This is a genomic window from Paraciimarium castrense LEGE 11436 (assembly GCF_056633055.1).
In genome coordinates, this window is the sequence record NZ_JBSJOW010000004.1 from 101,226 (window position 1) to 121,071 (window position 19,846).

Below are 19,846 nucleotides of genomic sequence, written 5' to 3' on the forward strand. Positions count from 1 at the left end.
GGAAGCCGGTCGATCTGGCCGTGCTCAGAGAGCCTGACAGAGGCTCGCCCCAAGCAACATCAAGGTGGCGGCCAGGCCGATGGCCTGCTGCAGCCGGCCCAGGATCGGCCTCACCTGATGCTGGGCCACCAGCAGATCCTGCTGGCGCCAGGCCAGGGGCTTCTCCCACACCTGGCCGTCGTACCAGCCCGACTCCTCGTAGTCGACCCGCTCGCTGATCAGGCGCCGGTGGATGGTGCTCCAGCCCAGCCACTGGCGCACCAGCAGCAGTGTGGGCAGGGCGATGGCAGCGGCTGCCCCTGCAGCCACCATGCGGGCCGGATCGTGGCGCAGCACCCAGCTGCCGCTGGCCACCAGCACGCTGAGGGGAGCCACCAGCAGCCAGCTGATCAGCAGCGGACGCATCAGGCCATCGAGACTCTCGGCAGGCCAGGCGAAGAACCAGGAGCCGCGCAGCTCTTCGTATTGCTTGAGCGGGCGCTGGTCCGGCGGTACCGGGCAGGGCCCGAGCAGCTCCATGGTCACGCTCAGGCGTTGAGATCTGCCCCTGAGCCTACGTAGGGCACCTGTTCCCCGTGGCCCCAGAACGACTCCAGGTCGTAGTAGCTGCGCTCCGCCGGCGTGAGCACGTGCACGATCACTTCGCCGTAGTCGAGCAACACCCAGCGGCCCTCCGTCTGGCCCTCGCGGCGCAGGGGCAGGCGGCCATGCACCTCCTCGAGCTTGTCCTCCACGGAGCGGGCGATGGCGCGCACCTGCACGTCGGAGAGGCCGCTGCAGATCACGAACCAGTCGGCCAGGGAGGACACCTCATCCACCCGGATCAGGCGAATGTCCACGGCCTTGCGGTCGTCGCAGGCGTCGGCCACCAGCAGGGCGAGGGCTTCGGTGTGGGGGTCGCGGGGCGACCGGGACCCGGTGGGGGGTTGGGCCGTGGGCAGCGGGGATGCCGTGGACACGGGGGATGCTGTGGGCATTGGCGCGCCTGCGGGCGAATGGGTGGGGGTGATCGACTCAGCCATAGACGTTTTCACTGGTGACCGACTGGCGGGATCCCTGTTGCTGGGCCATTTCGGCCCGGGCCTTGCCGGCGCTCTTGCGCAGGGCTTCGAGGCGGTCTTCGTAGAAGGTGCGTTTCTTTTTCTTGCGGGTCTGCTCGGCCAGCTCCTTCAGGGCGCCGCCGAGGCTCTTGTAGGCGTTGGGCAGGGTGTAGCCGAAGCGGCAGGCCAGATCGATCGCCCGCTCATCGGCGCTGATCGCATCCTGCAGCCGCTTTTCGGAGTTGTTCTTGAGGTAGAGCCGGTAGCCCGCGAAGCCCGACAGACCCAGGGCCATCAGCAGCAGCAGGCCATCCTGAACCCAGAGCTCACCGATGGCGCCGCCCAGGCCGATGGCCAGGGCGGCCATCTCCCAGCCATCGCGGGGCACGGCATCGTTCTGAACCCGGCCCACTTCGTGCCAGAACAGCAGATTGCGGTGGTCGAGGGCGAGGCCATCCCAGGTTTCGAGATCCACCTGGATCTCGATCTCATCGCGACCGATCTCCTCAATGGTGATCAGGGGCGGCTCAACCGAAGCTGCGGCTTCCACGAACACCCAGCTCTGCATTTCCGGAGGCAGCAGCCCCTTGAGGCGCTGGAGTTCGCTCATCGACGGGAACGGTCAGCTGGAGAACACCCAGCCTAGCCACCATGACGGCATCGCCTGGTTGGCGCTGAACGTCGGTGGCCACCAGGGCATGAGAGCCTGATCGGGTTTGGCCGCCGACCACGCCCATGCCCCGCCGCACGGACCTGAAGCGGATTCTGTTGCTGGGCTCGGGACCGATCGTGATCGGCCAGGCCTGCGAGTTCGACTACTCCGGCACCCAGGCCTGCAAGGCGCTGCGGGCCGAGGGCTTCGAGGTGGTGCTGGTGAACAGCAACCCCGCTTCGATCATGACTGATCCGGACATGGCGGATCGCACCTACATCGAGCCGCTCACCCCCGAAGTGGTGGCCCGGGTGATCGCCGTGGAGAAGCCCGACGCCCTGCTGCCCACCATGGGCGGCCAGACCGCCCTCAACCTGGCGGTGACCCTGGCCGAGAACGGCACCCTGGCCGAGCACGGCGTGGAACTGATCGGCGCCGACCTCAAGGCGATCCGCATGGCGGAAGACCGGCTGCTGTTCAAGGAGGCGATGGGGCGCATCGGCGTGGCCGTGTGCCCCTCCGGCATCGCCAACAGCCTCGAAGAGGCGGAGACGGTGGGCGAGGTGATCGGCAGCTACCCGCGCATCATCCGGCCGGCCTTCACTCTGGGGGGCAGCGGCGGCGGCATCGCCTACAACCCCGAGGAGTTCCGCGCCATCTGCAAGAGCGGTCTGGAGGCCAGTCCCGTCTCCCAGATCCTGATCGAGCAGTCGCTGATGGGCTGGAAGGAGTTCGAGCTGGAGGTGATGCGCGACACCGCCGACAACGTGGTGATCGTGTGCTCGATCGAAAATCTCGACCCGATGGGGGTTCACACCGGCGATTCGATCACCGTGGCCCCGGCCCAGACCCTCACCGACCGGGAGTACCAGCGCCTGCGTGACCAGTCGATCGCGATCATCCGCGAGATCGGCGTGGACACCGGCGGCAGCAACATCCAGTTCGCGATCAACCCCGCCAACGGCGACGTGGTGGTGATCGAGATGAACCCGCGGGTGTCGCGCTCCTCGGCGCTCGCCTCCAAGGCCACGGGCTTCCCGATCGCCAAGCTGGCGGCCCGGCTGGCGGTGGGCTACACCCTCGACGAGATCACCAACGACATCACCGGCGCCACGCCGGCCTGCTTCGAACCCACGATCGACTACGTGGTGACGAAGATCCCCCGCTTCGCCTTTGAAAAGTTCCAGGGGAGCCCGGCGGTACTCACCACCTCGATGAAGTCGGTGGGGGAGGCGATGGCGATCGGCCGCTGTTTCGAGGAGTCGTTCCAGAAAGCCCTGCGCTCTCTGGAAACCGGCCACGCCGGCTGGGGCTGTGACCGCCCCGATGCCAGCCCTGAGCCCGCCGCCCTGAGCGCCGCCCTGCGCACGGCCACGCCGGAGCGGATCTTCGCGGTACGCACCGCCATGGTGGCCGGCCTCGATGACGCAGAGATCCACCGCCTCAGTGCCATCGATCCCTGGTTCCTGGCCAAGTTGCGCGGCATCCTCAGCGCCGAGCAGGAGCTGCTGCGCGGGCGCCGCCTTGAGCAGCTCGATGCCGGCGCCCTGCTGCGGCTCAAACAGCTCGGCTTCTCCGATCCCCAGATCGCCTGGGCCACTGGCAGCGACCAGCTGGCCGTGAGGCGGCACCGCCAGGCCCTGGGGGTGAACGCGGTGTTCAAGACGGTGGACACCTGCGCCGCCGAGTTCGCCTCGGCCACCCCTTACCACTACTCCACCTACGAGCGGCCGCTGGAGCGCATCGCCGCCGACGGCAGCGTGGCGCCGCTGCCCCCGGAAGACGAGGTGCTGCCCGAGAGTCGCCAGAAGGTGATGATCCTGGGCGGCGGCCCCAACCGCATCGGCCAGGGCATTGAGTTCGACTACTGCTGCTGCCACGCCTCCTTTGCCCTGCAGGAGGAGGGCTACGCCACGGTGATGGTGAACAGCAACCCGGAAACGGTGTCGACCGACTACGACAGCAGCGACCGCCTCTACTTCGAGCCCCTCACCCTCGAGGACGTGCTCAACGTGATCGAGAGCGAGAAGCCCACGGGCGTGATCGTGCAGTTCGGCGGCCAGACGCCCCTCAAGCTGGCCCTGCCCCTGCTGCGCTGGCTGGCCTCGGCCGAGGGCCAGGCCACCGGCACCCGCATCTGGGGCACCTCTCCCGAATCGATCGACACCGCCGAAGACCGCGAGCAGTTCGAGGCGATCCTGCGGCGGCTGGAGATCCGCCAGCCCCGCAACGGCCTGGCCCGCAGCGAGCCGGAAGCCCTGGCCGTGGCCGAGCGGGTGGGCTACCCGGTGGTGGTGCGGCCCAGCTACGTGCTCGGCGGCAGGGCCATGGAGGTGGTGTTCAACGCCCAGGAGCTCAACCGCTACATGGCCGAGGCCGTGAACGTGGAGCCCGACCACCCCGTGCTGATCGACCAGTACCTCGACAACGCCGTGGAGGTGGATGTGGACGCCCTCTGCGATCGCACCGGCACGGTGCTGATCGGGGGCGTGATGGAGCACATCGAGCCGGCGGGCATCCACTCCGGCGATTCGGCCTGCTGCCTGCCCACCGTGAGCCTGGGGGAGGAGAGCCTGGCCACGATCCGCGCCTGGAGTCGCGACCTGGCCCTGGCCCTGAACGTGCGCGGCCTGATCAACCTGCAGTTCGCCGTGCAGCGCAGCGCGGCAGGGGAGGAGCGGGTGTTCATCATCGAGGCCAATCCCCGGGCCTCCCGCACGGTGCCGTTCGTGGCCAAGGCCACCGGTGTGCCCCTGGCCAAGGTGGCCAGCCGTCTGATGGCCGGGCGCACCCTCGACGAGCTGGGCCTGCACAGTGAGCCGAGGCCCCCCCTGCAGGCGGTGAAGGAGGCGGTGCTGCCCTTCAAGCGCTTCCCCGGCTCCGACAGCCTGCTGGGCCCTGAGATGCGCAGCACCGGCGAGGTGATGGGCCTGGCCCCCGGGTTCGGCATGGCCTATGCCAAGGCCGAGCAGGGGGCCGGCGAGAGCCTGCCCACCGGCGGCCGCGTGTTCCTCTCCACCCATGACCGCGACAAGCCGGCCCTGGTGCCCGTGGCCCGCGGCCTGGCCGACCTGGGCTTCGAACTGATCGCCACCGCCGGCACCGCCGCGGTGCTGGCCCGGCAGGGCCTGGCGGTGGAGGTGATCCTCAAGGTGCACGAGGGGCGGCCCAACATCGAGGACGCGATCCGCTCCGGCCGCATCCAGCTGGTGGTGAACACGCCGATCGGCCGCCAGGCCACCTTCGATGACGCCTACCTGCGCCGGGCGGCCCTCGACTACGCCGTGCCCACGCTCACCACCCTGGCGGGAGCGCGGGCAGCTGTGGAGGCGATCGGTGCGTTGCAGCAGCAACATCTCTCGGTGACGGCCCTGCAGGACATCCACCCGATGGTGAGGGGCTGAGCCAGCCCCGGGGTTCGCCTGGGTAGCGTTGGGGCCCTGCGCCCATGCCCGTGACCGCCACCACCAGCTCTGCCAGCACTGCCGCCACGACGGCCAGCACGACTTCTGCAGCCATTCCAGAAGGCAGCGACTGCACCGCCGCCTTCCGCGCCGCCTACGAGAACCGTTACACCTGGGATCCCGGCTTCGCGGGCTACCAGGGCACCTGCTCCTGGGAGCAGGGTGATCGCCGCGCCGGGGGCCGCTTCACAGTGGGCGCCGACCTCAAGGCCCAGGTGGAGGGCATCGCCGACGAGGAGATTCACAAGGCCATGGCCTCCCAGCTCTGGGAGGTGGCGATTCACCGGGTGCGCCGCAGCTTCGAGCAGACCCACGGCGCCAACACCTTCACGGCGGGCAACACCGATGCGGTGGGCACCGAGGTGATCGTGGGCGGCAAGAACGACGGCGACCGCTACCGCATTCACAACGATGTGGTGACCATGGTGCACCGCCACATCCACGGCACGGTGGTGACGATCTTCACCGAGTCGGTGACCCACACCGGCGCCGGCTACCTGAGCCGCTCCTACACCAGCCAGTACGCCGATCCGGCCACGGGCGACGCCCGCGGCGGCCTCAGCCGCTTCACCGACACCTTCGTGCCCCTCTGCGACGGGGGGCCCTGGGTGCTGAGCGAGCGGGAGGTGGCCACCGAGGCCCATGGCGAGGCGCCGGCCAGCCGCCAGCTGTTTCGTTTCGAACACCTCGAGCCCCTCGCCTAGGGGTGGCCGGATCCCAGGCCCCGTGACACCATCGCGGCAACACTGAGATCCTGCCTTGGAGTTGCTGCAACAGATCAACAGCCTGGTGTGGGGGCCTCCCACCCTCTGGCTGATCGGTCTCACGGGCCTCTATCTGATGCTGGGGCTGCGGTTCATGCCGCTGCTGAAGATCGGCTTCGGCTTCCGCCAGGCGTTCGCCTCGATCCGCAGCTCCAAGGGCGAGGGCGACGTGTCGGCCTTCGAATCCCTGGCCACGGCCCTGGCCGCCACGATCGGCACAGGCAACGTGGCCGGCGTGGCCGGCGCGATCGCCGTGGGCGGTCCCGGCGCCGTGTTCTGGATGTGGGTGATCGCCTTCGTGGGCATGGCCACCAAGTACGCCGAATCGCTGCTGGCGGTGCATTACCGCGAGGTGGATGGCCTCGGCGAACACGTCGGCGGGCCGATGTACTTCATCCGCAATGGCCTGGGGCCCCGCTGGGCCTGGCTGGGGGTGCTGTTTGCCCTGTTCGGCACCCTGGCCGGCTTCGGCATCGGCAACGGGGTGCAGGCCCACGAGATGGCCAAGGCCCTCAATGAAAGCCTGGCGATTCCGCCCCTGGCCACGGGCATCGGCATGGCGGTGCTGGCCTATCTGGTGCTGATCGGCGGCATCGAGCGCATCGGCAAGGTGGCCGAAGTGGTGGTGCCGGTGATGGCCGCCGTGTATGTGGTGGGGGCGCTGATCATCCTGGCCCTGCACATCGACAAGATCCCGGCCGCCTTCGGTGTGATCTTCAGCAATGCCTTCTCGGGCCAGGCCGCCGCCGGCGGCGCCCTCGGCACCGTGATTCAGATGGGCATCGCCCGGGGCATCTTCTCCAATGAGGCGGGCCTGGGCACCGCGCCGATCGCCCAGGCGGCGGCCAAGCCCGGCGACCCGGTGCTGCAGGGGAGTGTGGCGATGCTCGGCACCTTCATCGACACCCTGGTGATCTGCACGATGACGGCCCTGGTGATCGTGGCCAGCGGCCTCTATGACAGTGGCGAGCGGGGGGTGACCCTCACCATGGCGGCCTTCGACTGGGGCCTGCCGGGGGGCCGCTGGCTGGTGACCTTCGCCACCGTGTTCTTCACCGGCACCACGATCCTGGGCTGGGGCTACTACAGCGAGCGCTGTCTGGAATTCCTGGTGGGCACCGGCGGCATCAAGCCCTTCCGCCTGCTGTGGGTGGCCGTGGTGGTGGTGGGCTCGGTGGCCAGCTTCGACGCGATCTGGACGATCGCCGACATCCTCAACGGCCTGATGGCCATCCCCAACCTGATCGGCCTGCTGCTGCTCTCAGGCACCGTGTTCCGGCTCACCCGGGCCTACCGCTTCGACGGGGAGGCCCGCAGCTGAGGGGCGGCCGGCGGGCTCAGGGCAGGGGCGCAATCGCCTTGAGCTTGTCGTTCAGCTGGCTGGCCATGGCCTGTCGGCCCACGGCCAGCACCTTGAGGGTGTCCTCGTGCATGCGCAGCTGGGCATCGGCCACCTGCATGCCTTTCACCAGCTCCTTGAGCTCATTGGGCAGGCTGTTGAGGTCGTAGCGCTTGCCCTCGAAAGTGAGGACCGGCGGCTGCTGGGGGGTGGAGGTCAAGACGCGGAACGCTCAGGTGTCCTCAGGTTACGGACGGACCCGCACCGCGATCACCGCGACGCGTGGCTTCGGGGCTCCCCAGGGGGCGCTTGAACACGAACATCAGCAGCGGCCCCACCTGGGCCGCCTCGACCATCTCCCAGTGCTCCCGGCCCAGGGCATTGAGGAAGAACTGCAGCTGCTCGGCCGGGTGCCGGGGGGTGCTGTTGAGGGGGCTGTACTGCTGGGGGAACTCCCGCTCCAGGAACTCGGGGCTGAGGGCGCCGCCCAGCCGCTCGCTGTCGCTCTGGGGCGAGGGAGGCTCCGGCGGGTTGCCGCTCTCCACGTCGATGTGGATCACGCGGTATTCCCAGCCGAATGCCGAGCCGATGGGGCTGCCGGTCATGGTTCGAGGTGGATGAACTGGCGGCGGCACAGCTGCCGGTAGCGACCGTCCTGGGCCATCAGCTGATTGTGGCTGCCCTGCTGCACGATCCGGCCCGCCTCCAGCACCACGATGCGATCCGCCCTCTGCACGGTGGAGAGGCGGTGGGCGATCACCAGCACGCTGCGGCCGGCCATGGCGGTCTGCAGGCCGGCCTGCACGGCCTCCTCGGCCTCGGCGTCGAGGGCACTGGTGGCCTCATCGAGCAACAGCACGGCGGGATTGCCCAGCACGGCGCGGGCGATCGCCAGCCGCTGCAGCTGGCCACCGGACACGTTGCGGCCCCGCTCCTCCAGCCGGCTCTCATAGCCGTGGGGCAGCTGGCTGATGAAGCCATCGGCGTTGGCCAGGCGGGCCGCCTGGCGGATCGCCTCGGGCGTGGCCGGCCGCCCGAAAGCGATCGCCTCGGCCACCGTGCCCGAGAACACGCTGCTCTGCTGGGGCACCAGGGCCACGGCCTGGCGCAGCTCCCGGGCGCGCAGGTCGGCCAGGTCGTGGCCATCCAGCAGCACCCGCCCCCGCTGGCAGTTGTTGAAGCGCAGCAACAGCGAGAACAGGGTGCTCTTGCCGGCTCCGGAGGGGCCGACCAGGGCCACCACCTGGCCGGGCTTCACCTCCAGGCTCACCTGGCGCAGCACCGGCTCGCCGTCGCCGTAGGCGAACCACACCTGCTCGAGCTGGAGGGCGCCGCGCACCGGACCCAGGGGTCGTGCCTGGGGACGGTCGGGGGTTTCGACGGGCTCGTTCTCGATCGCCCGCAGCCGCTGCAGGGAGGCCTGGCCCTGCTGGAATTCGTTGAAATTGGTGGTGAGGTGGGCGATTGGATCGATCAGCATCAGCAGGGCGGCCACGTAGCTGCTGAAGCCCTGGCTGTCGAGCTGCCCCGACTGGATCCGCCAGGCGCCGATCCAGAGCACGGTGAGGATGCCGGCGGCCTCCAGAAATCCCACCACCGGATGCTGCAGGGCCAGCAGCCGCAGGGTGCGGTAGCGGGCCCGGCGGTGCAGGTCGATCTCCTGGTCAAAGCGCCGCTGCAGCCAGGGCTCTGCGGCGAAGGCCCGCACCAGCGGCAGCCCGGAGATGGCCTCGCCCAGCAGGCTGGCCAGCTCGCTCACCTGCTCCTGGCTGCGCTCGGCGGCCCCCATCACCCTCGCCCCGAAGCCGCTCACCAGCAGGGCCACCAGGGGGGCCAGCAGCAGGGTGGCCAGGGCCAGGGGCCAGTCGAGCCACACCATGTAACCCAGCACCGCCACCAGCTGCAGGGCACTGGGGGTGGTGTCCTGGATGGTCTTGTAGATCACCTCGCCCACCCGGTCGGCATCCTCGGTGAGGCGGTAGGTGAGGTCGCCGGCGGAGAGTTTTTCGAGGGCGTTGAAGTCGAGCTGCTGCAGCCGCGCGAACAGCTGCTGGCGCAGGGACTGGCTGACCCGCAGGGCCGGGTTGGCCAGCAGCGTGTCCTGGCCGTACTGGGCCGCCTTCTGCACCATGAACACCGCCAGGGCGGCCAGGATCGACTGCAGGGTGAGCCCCACGTCACCGGCGCCGATCGCCGGAATCAGCCGCCCCGCCAGCCAGGCCAGCACAGGCCAGCAGAGCACGAACACCAGGATGCAGGCGCCGCCGGCCAGCAGGCGGCGGCGGTGGGGTCTGAGCAGGGGCCACAGCCGGCGCACCGTGCCGGCCAGGCTGGGGGCAGAGGTCCGCTGCAGCTGGGGCAGGCTGTCCGGAGGCGGTGCGGGCATCAGGGCACGCTATCGCCTGTCCCTATGGCCAGATTCGCCGTGAAGCTCGACCAATTCCTCAAATACCAGGGGCTGGCGGCCACCGGCGGCGAGGCCAAGCTGCGCATCCAGCGCGGCGATGTGCGCGTCAACGGCCTGATCGAAACCCGCCGCGGCCGCCAGCTGGCCCTCGGCGATGCGGTGAGCCTGGACGGCCGTGAGCTGATCGTCACCCCCACGGCCAACAGCCGCTGACAGGCGGCCCATTAGCTTTTCAGCACGTCGCTGGGAGAGGACCTTTGGCCAAGGCTGTCATCGCAGGCAACTGGAAGATGCACATGACATGCGCCCAGGCGCGGGAGTTTGCCGCCGCCTTCCGGCCCCTCATCGCCGACCTGCCGGGCGACCGCCAGGTGGTGATCGCGCCGCCGTTCACGGCGATCCCTACCGTGAGCCGCCACCTGGAGGGCGCCGGCGTGGCGATCGCCGCCCAGAACGTGCACTGGGAGGAGCAGGGGGCCTACACCGGCATGGTGTCGGCGCCGATGCTGGTGGAGCACGCCGTGACCCACGCGATCGTGGGCCACAGCGAGCCGCGCAAGTACTTCAGCGAGTCCGACGAGCAGATCAACCTGCGGGCCCGCACGGCCCAGAAGCACGGGCTGGTGCCGATCCTGTGTGTGGGTGAGAGCCTCGACCAGCGCGAGACGGCGGAAACCGAACGGGTGATCCACCGTCAGATCGAGCAGGGTCTGGAGGCCGTCGATCCCACCCGGCTGATCGTGGCCTATGAGCCGATCTGGGCGATCGGCACCGGCAAGACCTGTCCCGCCGAGGAGGCCAACCGCATCTGTGGCCTGATCCGCGGCTGGGTGGGCAATCCCGAGGTCACGGTGCAGTACGGCGGCTCGGTGAACCCCGCCACCATCGACGATCTGATGGCCCAGAGCGACATCGATGGCGTGCTGGTGGGTGGCGCCTCGCTCGATCCCGAGAGCTTTGCGCGCATCGCCAACTTCCGGGTGTCGGCGGCGGTGTGAGCCATGGCCAGCCAGCCGCCGCGCTGGGGTGAGCGCACGCTGGTGATGGGGGTGCTCAACCTCACCCCGGACTCCTTCAGCGATGGCGGCCGCTACCTGGATCTGGAGCCGGCCCTGGCTCAGGCGGCCCGCATGGAGCGCGAGGGTGCCCACGTGCTCGATCTCGGCGGCCAGAGCACCCGGCCGGGGGCCAGCGAGGTGGGCGCAACCGAGGAAGCCGCCCGGGTGCTGCCTGTGCTGCGCGCCCTGGTGCAGGGTCGGCTGCCGGCGAAGCGGCCGCTGCTCTCGATCGACACCTTCCGCGCCGCGGTGGCGGAAGCCGCCCTGGAGGCCGGGGCCGACTGGATCAACGATGTGAGCGGCGGCCGACGCGATCCCGCCCTGCTGCAGGTGGTGGCCGCGGCGGGCTGCCCGCTGGTGCTGATGCACAGCCGTGGCGACAGCCGCAGCATGGATGGGCTGGCCGTCTACACCGACGTGGTGGCGGAGGTGCGCCAGGAGTTGCTGCGGGCCACCGACGCCGCTCTGGCGGCGGGGGTGCGGGCGGATCAGCTGATCTGGGATCCGGGCCTGGGCTTTGCCAAGACCACCGAGCACAACCTCTCCCTGCTGCGGGGGCTGGCGGCGCTGCGGCAGGAGGGCTTCCCCCTGCTGCTGGGCCCCTCCCGCAAGCGCTTCATCGGCGCGGTGCTGGAGGAGCCCCGGCCCCGGGCCAGGCTCTGGGGCACCGCGGCGGTCTGTGCCCAGGCGATCAGCGCCGGCGCCGATGTGCTGCGGGTCCACGACGTGGGGCCGATCGTGCAGACCGCCCGCATGGTGGATGCGATCGTGCGGTGCTGAGCGCTAGGGGGCGATCAGCAGGCCCCCATCGAGGGGCAGGGACACGCCCTGGATGAAATCAGCCGCGGCGCTGGCCAGGAACAGGGCCACCCGGGCCACTTCCTCGGGTTCTGCAAAGCGGTGCATCGGAATCCTGCTTTCCTTGGCTTGTCTGGCTGCCTGCATCGCAGGGCTGTCCCAGATCTCATGGCCCAGCTCGGTGAGGATCACGGTGGGACAAAGGGCATTCACCTGAACATTGGCCGGCCCCCATTCCACGGCCATGGTTCGGGTCAGCTGGTTGATGGCGGCCTTGGAGGCGGCATAGGCGCCTAATCCAGGGGTGCCAAGAAAGGCGCCCAACGACGAGATGTTCACCACCTTGCCGCGGCCTCTGCTGATCATCTGCGGCACGATCAGTTGCGAGAGGATCAGGGCGGAGCGCAGGTTCACCGCGAAAGTGTCCTGCCAATCGGCTTCGCTGATCTCCAGGATCGGAGCGGCCCTGGCGATGCCGGCATTGTTCACCAGCACATCCCATTGCGGAAAGAGCTCCAGGGCTGTTTCCCCGGCGCGCCTGGCGCCCTCCACCGAGCCGAGATCGGCTTCGATCAGGCAGCAGTGGCGCCCGTAGCTCTCGACAACGGCCTTGACCCTGTTCAGGCCATCGGTGTCCCTGCCGATCAGGCCGATGTCGGCACCGGCCTCGGCGAAGCTGCTGGCGATGGCTGCCCCCAGGCCCTTCGAGCCGCCGGAGACCAAAGCCCGTTGGCCATCCAGTCGAAAAGCGTTCATGGTGGCGAGATCTGATCGCAGGGCATCAGGGAGCCGTGACCCCCTCGATCCGGTCTTCGATCTCCTGGTAGATCTCCTGGAGCTGCTGGATGTTCTCGTCTGAGGTCTCCCAGTAGCCGCGGCCGTTCACTTCCAGCAGGGTGCCGACGATGCGGCGGAAGCTGTGGGGGTTGAGCTCCATCAGCCGCTGGCGCATCTCGGGGTCGTTGATGAAGGTGTCGTTGGCCTCTTCGTACACGAAGTTGTCCACGGCGCCGCTGGTGGCGCTCCAGCCCAGGGTGAAGTTGAGCCGTTTGGCCACCTCCCGCACGCCCTCGTAGCCGGAGTTGAGCATGCCCTCATACCACTTGGGGTTGAGCAGCTTGGTGCGCGAATCGAGCCGGATCGTTTCGCTCAGGGAGCGCACCTGGGCGTTGGCGGTGGTGGTGTCAGCGATGTAGCTGGTGGGGGCCTTGCCGTCGTCGCGCAGGCCGGCGATCAGCTTGGTGGGGTCGGAGTCGAAGTAGTGGCTCACATCGGTGAGCGAGATCTCGGCGGAATCCAGGTTCTGGAAGGTCACGTCGGCGGTTTTCATCGCCGACTCGAACACGCCGCGCTTCTGGTTCATCTCGCCGGGGTTGTCGGCGTTGAAGGCGAAGGTCTTGCGGGAGAGGTACATCTCCTGCAGTTCACCCTCCTCCTCCCAGGTGCTGTTCTCCACAGCCAGGTTCACATTCGAGCTGTAGCTGCCGCTGGCATTGGAGAACACCCGGGTGGCGGCATCGCGCAGGGAGATGCCCTCCTGCTCGGCCTGCTCCTGGGCGTGCTTGCGCACGAAGTTCATCGCCAGCGGTTCATCGGCCTCGGCGGCCATCTTCACGCCCTGATCGATCAGGCCCATCTGGTTGATGAACAGGTCACGGAACACGCCGCTGCAGTTCACCACCACGTCGATGCGGGGCCGGCCCAGCTCTTCCAGCGAGAGCAGCTCCAGCTTGTTGACACGGCCGAGCGAATCGGCCACCGGCCGCACGCCGATGAACCAGAGGATCTGGGCCAGCGACTCGCCGTAGGTCTTGATGTTGTCGGTGCCCCAGAGCACGCAGGCGATCGTTTCCGGCCAGGTGCCCTGCTCGGCCTTCTGGCGTTCGATCAGCCGGTCCACCACCACCTTGGCGGCGGCGATGGCGGCCTTGGTGGGGATCGCCTGGGGATCGAGGGCGTGGATGTTCTTGCCGCTGGGCAGCACGCCGGGGTTGCGGATCGGATCGCCGCCGGGGCCGGGCAGCACATATTCGCCATCGAGGGCCCGCAGCAGGCTCTGCATCTCGAAGTCGGCGCAGATCTGCTCCAGGCAGAACTGCAGGTAGCCGAACAGCCGGTCGAGTTCGGTCTGGTCCACCTGGGCGAAGCCGGCCGAGCAGCAGGCACCCAGCCAGGGGCTGGGCAGCTTGAAGCCGAAGCGCTCCAGCAGGTTGAAGAACCAGGCGAATTTGCGGCGCAGGGTTACGCGGCCGTCGCTGCCGGTGACGGCCTTGACCATCGCGCCCACGGCGGCGCGGCAGGTTTCGGTGATCACCCGGTTGAGTTCCACGTCGGCAAGCACGCCGTCGTCGTTGCCCTTGTAGATCTCGGCGATGCTGCGGCCGCGGCTCTCGGCCAGCAGGGCCGGCAGGGAGCGCAGGCCATCCTCCTCACGCTCCAGGGCGGCGATGTTCACCAGGGTGGCGATGGCCTCCTCGGCGGTGGGGGGCTTGCCGATGGTGTGCAGGCCGCAGGGCAGCAGGCGGCTCTCGATCTCCATCAGCTGGCGGTACACCTGGCCGATCACGGCGTCGCGCGCGGCCAGGTCGAGCTCGGCGGCATCGCCTTCGGGCAGGGCCACGTCCTTGTCGAGGTTGCACTGGCGGGCGGTTTCGACCGCCGCGTTCACGATCTGCACGCCGCGGCTGCTCTCGCGCAGCTGCTGGTAGGAGCCCACCAGCTCACCGAGCTCCTTGAGGCCCCGGTAGAGGCCGGCATTTTCGGCCGGCGGCGTGAGATAGCTGATCGTCTCGGCGTAGCCGCGCCGCTTGGCGATCGTGGCTTCCGACGGGTTGTTGGCGGCGTAGTAGTAGAGGTTGGGCAGGGCGCCGATCAGCGAATCGGGGTAGCAGGTGTCGCTCATGCCCATCTGCTTGCCGGGCATGAACTCCAGCGAGCCGTGGGTGCCGAAGTGCAGCACCGCATCGGCGCCCCACACCTTCTCCAGGTAGGTGTAGTAGGCGGCGAAGCCGTGGTGGGGGCTGGCGCTGCGGGAATAGAGCAGCCGCATCGGATCGCCCTCGTAGCCGAAGGTGGGCTGCACCCCCACGAACACATTGCCGAAGTGGCGGCCGTAGATCAGCAGGTTGGTGCCATCGGAGTTGAGATTGCCGGGGGGCTTGCCCCAGTTCTCTTCCAGCCGCTCGGAGTAGGGGGTGAGCCGCTCGTACTCCGCCACGCTCATGCGGTGGGCGATGGCCAGTTCGGGGGCGCCCTCCAGGGCTTCGGGGTCTTGCAGCACCGACTCCATCAGCTCTTTCGGCGTGCGGGGCAGGCTGCCGAGGTCGTAGCCCTGGGCCGCCATCTCCTCCATCACCCGGTGGATGGAGCCGAACACATCGAGGTAGGCGGCGGTGCCCACATTGCCCTTGTCGGGCGGGAAGCTGAACACCGTGATCGCCAGCTTCTTGGTGGCTCGTGGCTTGATCCGCAGGGAGGCCCAGCGGATCGAGCGCTCGGCGATCGCCTCCACCCGGTCTTGCAGGGTGTGGGCCTTGCCGGTGGCGTCATCGCGGCCGCTGAGCACGATCGGCTCGATGGCGCCATCGAGTTCGGGGATGGCGATCTGCAGGGCCACCTGCACCGGGTGCAGGCCCAGGTCGCTCTCCTCCCATTCCTGGGTGGTCTGGAACACCAGCGGCAGCGCCACCATGTAGGGGCGGTTGAGGCTCTTGAGCACCTCGATCGCCCTGGGGTGGTCCTGGCGGGCCGGACCCCCCACCAGGGCGAAGCCGGTGAGCGACACCACCCCATCCACCAGGGGACTGCCTGGCTTCAGCGGGTCGTAGAAGAAGGCGTTCACCGGCTTGGTGAAGTCGAGGCCGCCGCAGAACACCGGAATCGCGGTGGCGCCGCGGTATTCCAGTTCCTGGATCACGGCCACGTAGTGGGCCTCGTCGCCGGTGACGATGTGGCTGCGCTGCAGCACCAGGCCGATCACCGGGCCGTTGCGGGCCTTCTCGCTCAGATCGGTGCGGCTGGCGCTCCAGTTGAGGTATTCCTTGAGGTCCTCAAACATCGAGGGCGCCAGGGGGTGCCAGATGCCCAGGTCGGGGAACACCACCGGCTCGGCCACCGCCACCGCCGCCCGCTCACTGCCGCTGCCGCGGGGGAACACGTACTTGTCCGCCAGCATCAACAGGAAGTTGCGCAGATTGTCCGGCGTGCCGCCCAGCCAGTACTGGAAGCTGAGCATGAAGGAGCGGGCGTCCTGGGCCTTCTCCACCGGTAGGTACTTGAGAACCGTGGGCAGGGTGTTGAGCAGCTTGAGCATCGCGTCCTGGAAACCGGCGCCGCCGGCCTCCTTCCGCTTCTTCATGAAGCCGGCGATGGCGCTCTTGCTCTGGCCCAGCTGGGCCATCGAGAAGGTGCCCAGCTTGTTGAGCCGCATCACCTCCGGCATGGAGGGAAACACCACGGCCGCCTTGAGCCTGTCGCGGTGGGGGGCCACGGCCTCCACCACCTTCTGGGCCAGGTCCTCGATGAAGATCAGCGAGGCGATGAACACATCCGCCGCCGCCACATCGGCGCAGAAGTCGGCGTAGTTGGTGGGATCGCGCAGCTCCTCGATCAGATAGCCGCTCAGCTCGATCGCCAGGGGACCGTTCTGGTCGTTGAGCGCCGTGGCTGCCTGGGTGAGGGCGTTCTGGTACTGGGGCTCCAGCACCACGTAGACGGCCTTCATCACCGCACCGCAATGGGAGGCGGCAGGGCTGACCCGACGGTTGGCGGAGCGGACCTGCGTGAACATGCGGGCGTGAAGGAGATGGGCTGACTTTACGAACCCCCTCCCTGGGGCGGTGGCTGCCCCATAGGCTCTGCAGCAAGCGTTGATGAGAACGGTTTCGAGACCATGACCAGCACCGCCGCCAGTGCCCCCACCGCTGCGCCCAGCAGCAGCCCCCCGATCGCCGTGGTGGTGGCCGGCGCCCTCGGCCGCATGGGCGCCGAGGTGATCCGGGCGCTGCTGGCGGCGCCCGACTGCCGCCTGGTGGGGGCGATCGACACCACCGCCGGCAAGGAGGGCGCCGATGTGGGCCTGGAGCTGGGCCTGGGCGAGCTGGAGGTGGCCGTGACGGCCGACTTCGAGGGCTGCCTCTGCCAGGCCAGCCAGCTGGTGCGCCAGGACGGCCCCGGCCAGGGGGCGGTGCTGGTGGACTTCACCCATCCGAAGGTGGTGTACGAGCACACCCGCGGCGCCATCGCCTACGGGGTGCACCCGGTGATCGGCACCACGGGGCTGAGCCCCGAGCAGCTGAACGATCTGGCGGTGTTTGCGGGCAAGGCCTCGATCGGCGGCGCCGTGATTCCCAACTTCTCGGTGGGCATGGTGCTGCTGCAGCAGGCCGCCGCCGCCGCCGCCCGCTTCTACGACTACGCCGAGCTCACCGAACTGCACCACAACCGCAAGGCCGATGCCCCCAGCGGCACCTGCATCAAGACGGCCGAACTGATGGAGGAGCTGGGCAAGAGCTTCAATCCGCTGCAGGTGGAGGAGCACGAAAGCCTGGCCGGCTGCCGCGGTGGCCAGCGCGAGAGCGGCCTGCGCCTGCATGCGGTGCGCCTGCCCGGGCTGGTGGCCCACCAGCAGGTGATGTTCGGCGCGGCGGGCGAAACCTACACGCTCCGCCACGACACGATCGAGCGGGCCGCCTACATGCCGGGGGTGCTGCTGGCGGTGCGGCGGGTGCGGTCGCTGCCGGGCCTGGTGTATGGCCTGGAGCGCCTGCTGTGATGGGGGCCGGGTTCAGTCCCAGGAGGGGGGCGCGATGTTGATTCCGCTCAAGCCGGGGGAGCTGACGCGGCTGATTCCGGCGGTGGCCACCGGCCCCCAGTTCAATGCCTGCAGCGGTTCGCCCCGCAAGCTGCTGCAGCGCTTTTTCATCTCGGTGATCGGGGGCGTGATCAGCCTGCTGGTGAGCCAGACCCTGCTGTTCTCCAGCCAGGCCGGCCCGATCATGCTGGTGACGGGCTTCGTGTTCCTGCTCTACATGCTGTGGGGGCCGATCCTGGAGGCCGGCCGCCGCAACGCCATCCTGCGCAAATACCCCGCCGCAGCGATCTTCGAGGGCCAGGTGGGCGACCTCTACACCACCGAGGTGGTGGAGAACCGGCGCGAACAGGCCGACAAGGGCGGGCGGCTGGAGCTGGTGGAGAACCGCCGCACCTGGCTGACGCTGGAGCTCGAAGACGAGGAGGGCTACCTGGGCAAGCTGCGCTTTCCGATGGACAAGAAGCATCAGCTGATCCGGCGCGGCCAGGTGGTGCGGGTGCTGGTGCTGAGCGAGCGGCGTGACTTCTCCCGCATCGGCGCCATCACTGATGCCTGGCTGCCCCAGTTGAAGCTGTGGGTGGGCGAGTATCCCTTCCTGCTCAAGCCGGCCTTTGAGGAGCTGTGCCTGCGGCGCCTGAGGTAGGGGCGAGCCGGCCCGGACGGCCAGCCAGGAGCAACAGCTCGTCACACAGCGCAACAATGTGTTACATTTCATGCAGTGAACGAGGTTCCCGCATGACCCAAGCCAATCCCGCCATCATCCGCGGCGCCACCGTGACCACCGAAGACGGCGGCCGCCTCAACGCCTTTGCCAGTGAGCCCCGCATGGAAGTGGTGAGCCCCGAGAGCGGCTGGGGTTTCCACGAGCGCGCCGAGAAGCTGAACGGCCGCATGGCCATGCTGGGCTTCATTGCCCTGCTCGCCACCGAAATCGCCCTGGGCGGCGAGGCCTTCACCCGCGGCCTGCTGGGCATCGGCTGATCCCATCTGCTGGCGCTGCTCTGAGGGCGCCTTTCTGAGCGCGGCTCTCTGAGCATCCTTTCTCCCTGAGCCGCAGACTGACCTGCGGCTTTTTTGATGCCTGGCTACGCGATGGCGACCACCCCCTATCGGGCCCTGGTGCATGGGGCCGGGCCCACCGGCGCCCTCAGCGCCCTGGCCCTGGCCGAGGCGGGCTGGCAGGTGACCCTGACTGACCCGATGGACGGGCAGCAGCTCTGCAGCCGCCAGCGGGCCTACGCCTTCAGCCACGCCAGCCGGCGCCTGCTGGAGCAGCTCGATCTCTGGGCTGCCCTGCAGGAGGTGATGGTGCCGTTTCGGCGCCTGCTGCTCTGTGATCAGGAGGTGGGGGCGGCGGTGCCCTTCGGGCTGGGCGATCTGGCCCCGGCCCTGCGCCGTGGTGCCGGCGCCGCCGTGGGCTGGGTGGGCTTGCACCGGCCCCTGATGGAGCTGCTGCTGGCGCGGCTGCAGGCCCACCCGGCGGTGTCTCTGAAGCTGGGGGGTGGGGTGGAGCCCGCTGCCTGCCTGGAGGCCGAGGCGGGTCGCGAGGCCCCCGATCTGGTGGTGGCCGCCGATGGCCCCCACTCCCCCCACCGCGAGGCCCTGGGCATCGGCGTGTGGCAGCACACCTACCGCCAGAGCTGCCTCACGGCCCAGGTGGCCCTGCGCGGCAGCGCCGCCGACGAGGCCTGGGAGCTGTTCCGGCCCGAGGGGCCCTTTGCCGTGCTGCCCCTGGCGCCCGGCCAGGCCCAGATGGTGTGGAGCGCCGCCAGTGGCCGCTGCCGCCAGCTGGAGAGTCTGGCGGGCAATGCCTTTCTGGATGTGCTGGCCGCCAGCCTCCCGGAGGGCCTGCAGCCCGATGGGCTCCTGGATCAGCCCCGGGCCTTCCCGGTGGGCCTGCTGCTGGCCCGCCGGCTGAGCTCCGGCTCCACGTTGCTGGTGGGGGAGAGCGCCCACCGCTGCCATCCCGTGGGCGGCCAGGGGCTCAACCTCTGCTGGCGCGATGTGGCCGTGCTGCACCGCCTGGCCCGGCGCACGGCCGCCGGGCGGTTGCGGCCCGAACGGCTGCCGGGGGCCTATGGCCGCCGCCGCTGGCCCGACCTGCTGCTCACCCTGGCGGCCACCGATCTGCTGATGCGCCTGTTCTCCAACCGTGTCAGGCTGCTGCTGCCTTTTCGGCGCCTGGGCCTGGCCGCTCTGGCCTCCGTGGCTCCATTGCGCCGGCTCAGCCTGGGGGCCATGACCCACGGCCCCTGCCAGCCATGGTGATCTCTCTGCTGATGCAGCCCTGACCATGGTCATCAGCTCCAGCCCCCAGTCGCCGCCTCCCCAGGCCCTGCTGCGCTATCTGCGCAACCAGCTGGGGCTGAGCGAGAGCGCCCTGGCCCTGGGCATCAAGCAGGCCCAGCAGGAGCAGGCGCCGCTGCCGGCGGTGCTGTGGCGCTACGGCCTGATCAGCCTGGAGCAGCTCGAGCAGGTGTGGACCTGGCAGGACAGCAACCTCTAGGCCAGG

The 19,846-nt window shown here is 69.2% G+C and carries 19 protein-coding genes; 11 read left to right on the forward strand and 8 right to left on the reverse strand.

Features of this window, described 5'->3' with window-relative positions:
* Window positions 1–24 precede the first annotated feature (24 nt).
* The 3 genes from ACWJIO_RS07795 to ACWJIO_RS07805 are packed head-to-tail and all read right to left on the reverse strand — an operon-like array spanning window position 25 to window position 1,650.
* A complete protein-coding gene (locus ACWJIO_RS07795) occupies window positions 25–519 on the reverse strand; it encodes a CGLD27 family protein (RefSeq protein WP_480312580.1) in 495 nt (164 codons plus the stop codon).
* Window positions 520–527: 8 nt separating this feature from the next.
* Window positions 528–959: a ribosome silencing factor gene (gene rsfS / locus ACWJIO_RS07800; protein WP_480312582.1), complete on the reverse strand. Its 432-nt coding sequence runs from the start codon at window positions 957–959 to the stop codon at window positions 528–530.
* A gap of 55 nt (window positions 960–1,014) precedes the next feature.
* Window positions 1,015–1,650, reverse strand: coding sequence for a DUF3318 domain-containing protein (locus ACWJIO_RS07805; RefSeq protein WP_186696840.1), 636 nt, complete (start codon window positions 1,648–1,650; stop codon window positions 1,015–1,017).
* Window positions 1,651–1,775: 125 nt separating this feature from the next.
* Here ACWJIO_RS07805 and carB point away from each other — a divergent pair, with 125 nt between their 5' ends.
* From carB to ACWJIO_RS07820, 3 genes are read left to right on the forward strand one after another with little or no spacing between them, the layout of a single operon-like run.
* The gene (gene carB, locus ACWJIO_RS07810) at window positions 1,776–5,096 is read left to right on the forward strand and encodes a carbamoyl-phosphate synthase large subunit (RefSeq protein ID WP_480312584.1); all 3,321 of its coding nucleotides are present in this window, start codon (window positions 1,776–1,778) and stop codon (window positions 5,094–5,096) included.
* Between the two features lie 44 nt (window positions 5,097–5,140).
* The gene (locus tag ACWJIO_RS07815) at window positions 5,141–5,860 is read left to right on the forward strand and encodes a DUF3386 domain-containing protein (RefSeq protein WP_480312585.1); all 720 of its coding nucleotides are present in this window, start codon (window positions 5,141–5,143) and stop codon (window positions 5,858–5,860) included.
* 55 nt (window positions 5,861–5,915) lie between these two features.
* Window positions 5,916–7,241 (forward strand): alanine/glycine:cation symporter family protein, encoded by a 1,326-nt coding sequence (locus tag ACWJIO_RS07820; protein ID WP_480312586.1) that lies wholly within the window; start codon window positions 5,916–5,918, stop codon window positions 7,239–7,241.
* Window positions 7,242–7,257: 16 nt separating this feature from the next.
* Here the strand turns inward: ACWJIO_RS07820 and ACWJIO_RS07825 are convergent, their stop codons facing one another.
* Genes ACWJIO_RS07825 through ACWJIO_RS07835 form a run of 3 tightly spaced genes read right to left on the reverse strand, consistent with a single transcriptional unit; the run spans window position 7,258 to window position 9,645 of the window.
* On the reverse strand, window positions 7,258–7,479 hold the full coding sequence (locus ACWJIO_RS07825) for a DUF6447 family protein (protein WP_480312588.1): 222 nt from the start codon (window positions 7,477–7,479) through the stop codon (window positions 7,258–7,260).
* A gap of 22 nt (window positions 7,480–7,501) precedes the next feature.
* Window positions 7,502–7,864: a hypothetical protein gene (locus ACWJIO_RS07830; protein WP_480312590.1), complete on the reverse strand. Its 363-nt coding sequence runs from the start codon at window positions 7,862–7,864 to the stop codon at window positions 7,502–7,504.
* Window positions 7,861–9,645 carry an ABC transporter ATP-binding protein gene (locus ACWJIO_RS07835; protein WP_480312592.1) on the reverse strand — a complete coding sequence of 595 codons (1,785 nt, stop codon included), beginning with the start codon at window positions 9,643–9,645 and terminating at the stop codon, window positions 7,861–7,863. Before ACWJIO_RS07835 ends, ACWJIO_RS07830 begins: the two co-directional genes overlap by 4 nt.
* Before the next feature lie 24 nt (window positions 9,646–9,669).
* Between ACWJIO_RS07835 and ACWJIO_RS07840 the strand changes: the two genes are divergently transcribed.
* The 3 genes from ACWJIO_RS07840 to folP are packed head-to-tail and all read left to right on the forward strand — an operon-like array spanning window position 9,670 to window position 11,504.
* Entirely contained in the window at window positions 9,670–9,879 is a 210-nt protein-coding gene (locus tag ACWJIO_RS07840) for an RNA-binding S4 domain-containing protein (RefSeq protein ID WP_480312593.1), read from the forward strand.
* A gap of 44 nt (window positions 9,880–9,923) precedes the next feature.
* Window positions 9,924–10,664 carry a triose-phosphate isomerase gene (gene tpiA, locus ACWJIO_RS07845; protein WP_480312595.1) on the forward strand — a complete coding sequence of 247 codons (741 nt, stop codon included), beginning with the start codon at window positions 9,924–9,926 and terminating at the stop codon, window positions 10,662–10,664.
* A 3-nt stretch (window positions 10,665–10,667) separates the two neighbouring features.
* A complete protein-coding gene (gene folP, locus ACWJIO_RS07850; RefSeq protein ID WP_480312597.1) occupies window positions 10,668–11,504 on the forward strand; it encodes a dihydropteroate synthase in 837 nt (278 codons plus the stop codon).
* 3 nt (window positions 11,505–11,507) lie between these two features.
* Here folP and ACWJIO_RS07855 read toward each other — a convergent pair whose 3' ends face one another.
* Window positions 11,508–12,278 (reverse strand): SDR family NAD(P)-dependent oxidoreductase, encoded by a 771-nt coding sequence (locus ACWJIO_RS07855; protein WP_480312598.1) that lies wholly within the window; start codon window positions 12,276–12,278, stop codon window positions 11,508–11,510.
* A 25-nt stretch (window positions 12,279–12,303) separates the two neighbouring features.
* Window positions 12,304–16,311, reverse strand: a complete 4,008-nt coding sequence (locus ACWJIO_RS07860) for a magnesium chelatase subunit H (RefSeq protein ID WP_480312600.1) — start codon at window positions 16,309–16,311, stop codon at window positions 12,304–12,306.
* Between the two features lie 102 nt (window positions 16,312–16,413).
* Between ACWJIO_RS07860 and dapB the strand changes: the two genes are divergently transcribed.
* The 5 genes from dapB to ACWJIO_RS07885 all read left to right on the forward strand — a co-directional run bounded on the left by dapB (window position 16,414) and on the right by ACWJIO_RS07885 (window position 19,840).
* The gene (dapB, locus tag ACWJIO_RS07865) at window positions 16,414–17,295 is read left to right on the forward strand and encodes a 4-hydroxy-tetrahydrodipicolinate reductase (protein ID WP_480312602.1); all 882 of its coding nucleotides are present in this window, start codon (window positions 16,414–16,416) and stop codon (window positions 17,293–17,295) included.
* 34 nt (window positions 17,296–17,329) lie between these two features.
* Window positions 17,330–17,977: a hypothetical protein gene (locus ACWJIO_RS07870; RefSeq protein ID WP_480312604.1), complete on the forward strand. Its 648-nt coding sequence runs from the start codon at window positions 17,330–17,332 to the stop codon at window positions 17,975–17,977.
* Window positions 17,978–18,069: 92 nt separating this feature from the next.
* A complete protein-coding gene (locus ACWJIO_RS07875; RefSeq protein ID WP_480312605.1) occupies window positions 18,070–18,315 on the forward strand; it encodes a high light inducible protein in 246 nt (81 codons plus the stop codon).
* Window positions 18,316–18,426: 111 nt separating this feature from the next.
* Window positions 18,427–19,602, forward strand: coding sequence for an FAD-dependent monooxygenase (locus ACWJIO_RS07880; protein ID WP_480312607.1), 1,176 nt, complete (start codon window positions 18,427–18,429; stop codon window positions 19,600–19,602).
* 25 nt (window positions 19,603–19,627) lie between these two features.
* Entirely contained in the window at window positions 19,628–19,840 is a 213-nt protein-coding gene (locus ACWJIO_RS07885; protein WP_480312609.1) for a DUF2949 domain-containing protein, read from the forward strand.
* Window positions 19,841–19,846 lie beyond the last annotated feature (6 nt).

Coding starts and splice junctions, on each gene's coding strand:
- ACWJIO_RS07795 (WP_480312580.1), bottom strand. CDS start 519: ATGGAGCTGCTCGGGCCCTGCCCGGTACCGCCGGACCAGCGCCCGCTC.
- ACWJIO_RS07805 (WP_186696840.1), bottom strand. CDS start 1,650: ATGAGCGAACTCCAGCGCCTCAAGGGGCTGCTGCCTCCGGAAATGCAG.
- carB (WP_480312584.1), top strand. CDS start 1,776: ATGCCCCGCCGCACGGACCTGAAGCGGATTCTGTTGCTGGGCTCGGGA.
- ACWJIO_RS07815 (WP_480312585.1), top strand. CDS start 5,141: ATGCCCGTGACCGCCACCACCAGCTCTGCCAGCACTGCCGCCACGACG.
- ACWJIO_RS07830 (WP_480312590.1), bottom strand. CDS start 7,864: ATGACCGGCAGCCCCATCGGCTCGGCATTCGGCTGGGAATACCGCGTG.
- ACWJIO_RS07835 (WP_480312592.1), bottom strand. CDS start 9,645: ATGCCCGCACCGCCTCCGGACAGCCTGCCCCAGCTGCAGCGGACCTCT.
- ACWJIO_RS07840 (WP_480312593.1), top strand. CDS start 9,670: ATGGCCAGATTCGCCGTGAAGCTCGACCAATTCCTCAAATACCAGGGG.
- folP (WP_480312597.1), top strand. CDS start 10,668: ATGGCCAGCCAGCCGCCGCGCTGGGGTGAGCGCACGCTGGTGATGGGG.
- ACWJIO_RS07855 (WP_480312598.1), bottom strand. CDS start 12,278: ATGAACGCTTTTCGACTGGATGGCCAACGGGCTTTGGTCTCCGGCGGC.
- ACWJIO_RS07860 (WP_480312600.1), bottom strand. CDS start 16,311: ATGTTCACGCAGGTCCGCTCCGCCAACCGTCGGGTCAGCCCTGCCGCC.
- dapB (WP_480312602.1), top strand. CDS start 16,414: ATGACCAGCACCGCCGCCAGTGCCCCCACCGCTGCGCCCAGCAGCAGC.
- ACWJIO_RS07870 (WP_480312604.1), top strand. CDS start 17,330: ATGTTGATTCCGCTCAAGCCGGGGGAGCTGACGCGGCTGATTCCGGCG.
- ACWJIO_RS07875 (WP_480312605.1), top strand. CDS start 18,070: ATGACCCAAGCCAATCCCGCCATCATCCGCGGCGCCACCGTGACCACC.
- ACWJIO_RS07880 (WP_480312607.1), top strand. CDS start 18,427: ATGGCGACCACCCCCTATCGGGCCCTGGTGCATGGGGCCGGGCCCACC.
- ACWJIO_RS07885 (WP_480312609.1), top strand. CDS start 19,628: ATGGTCATCAGCTCCAGCCCCCAGTCGCCGCCTCCCCAGGCCCTGCTG.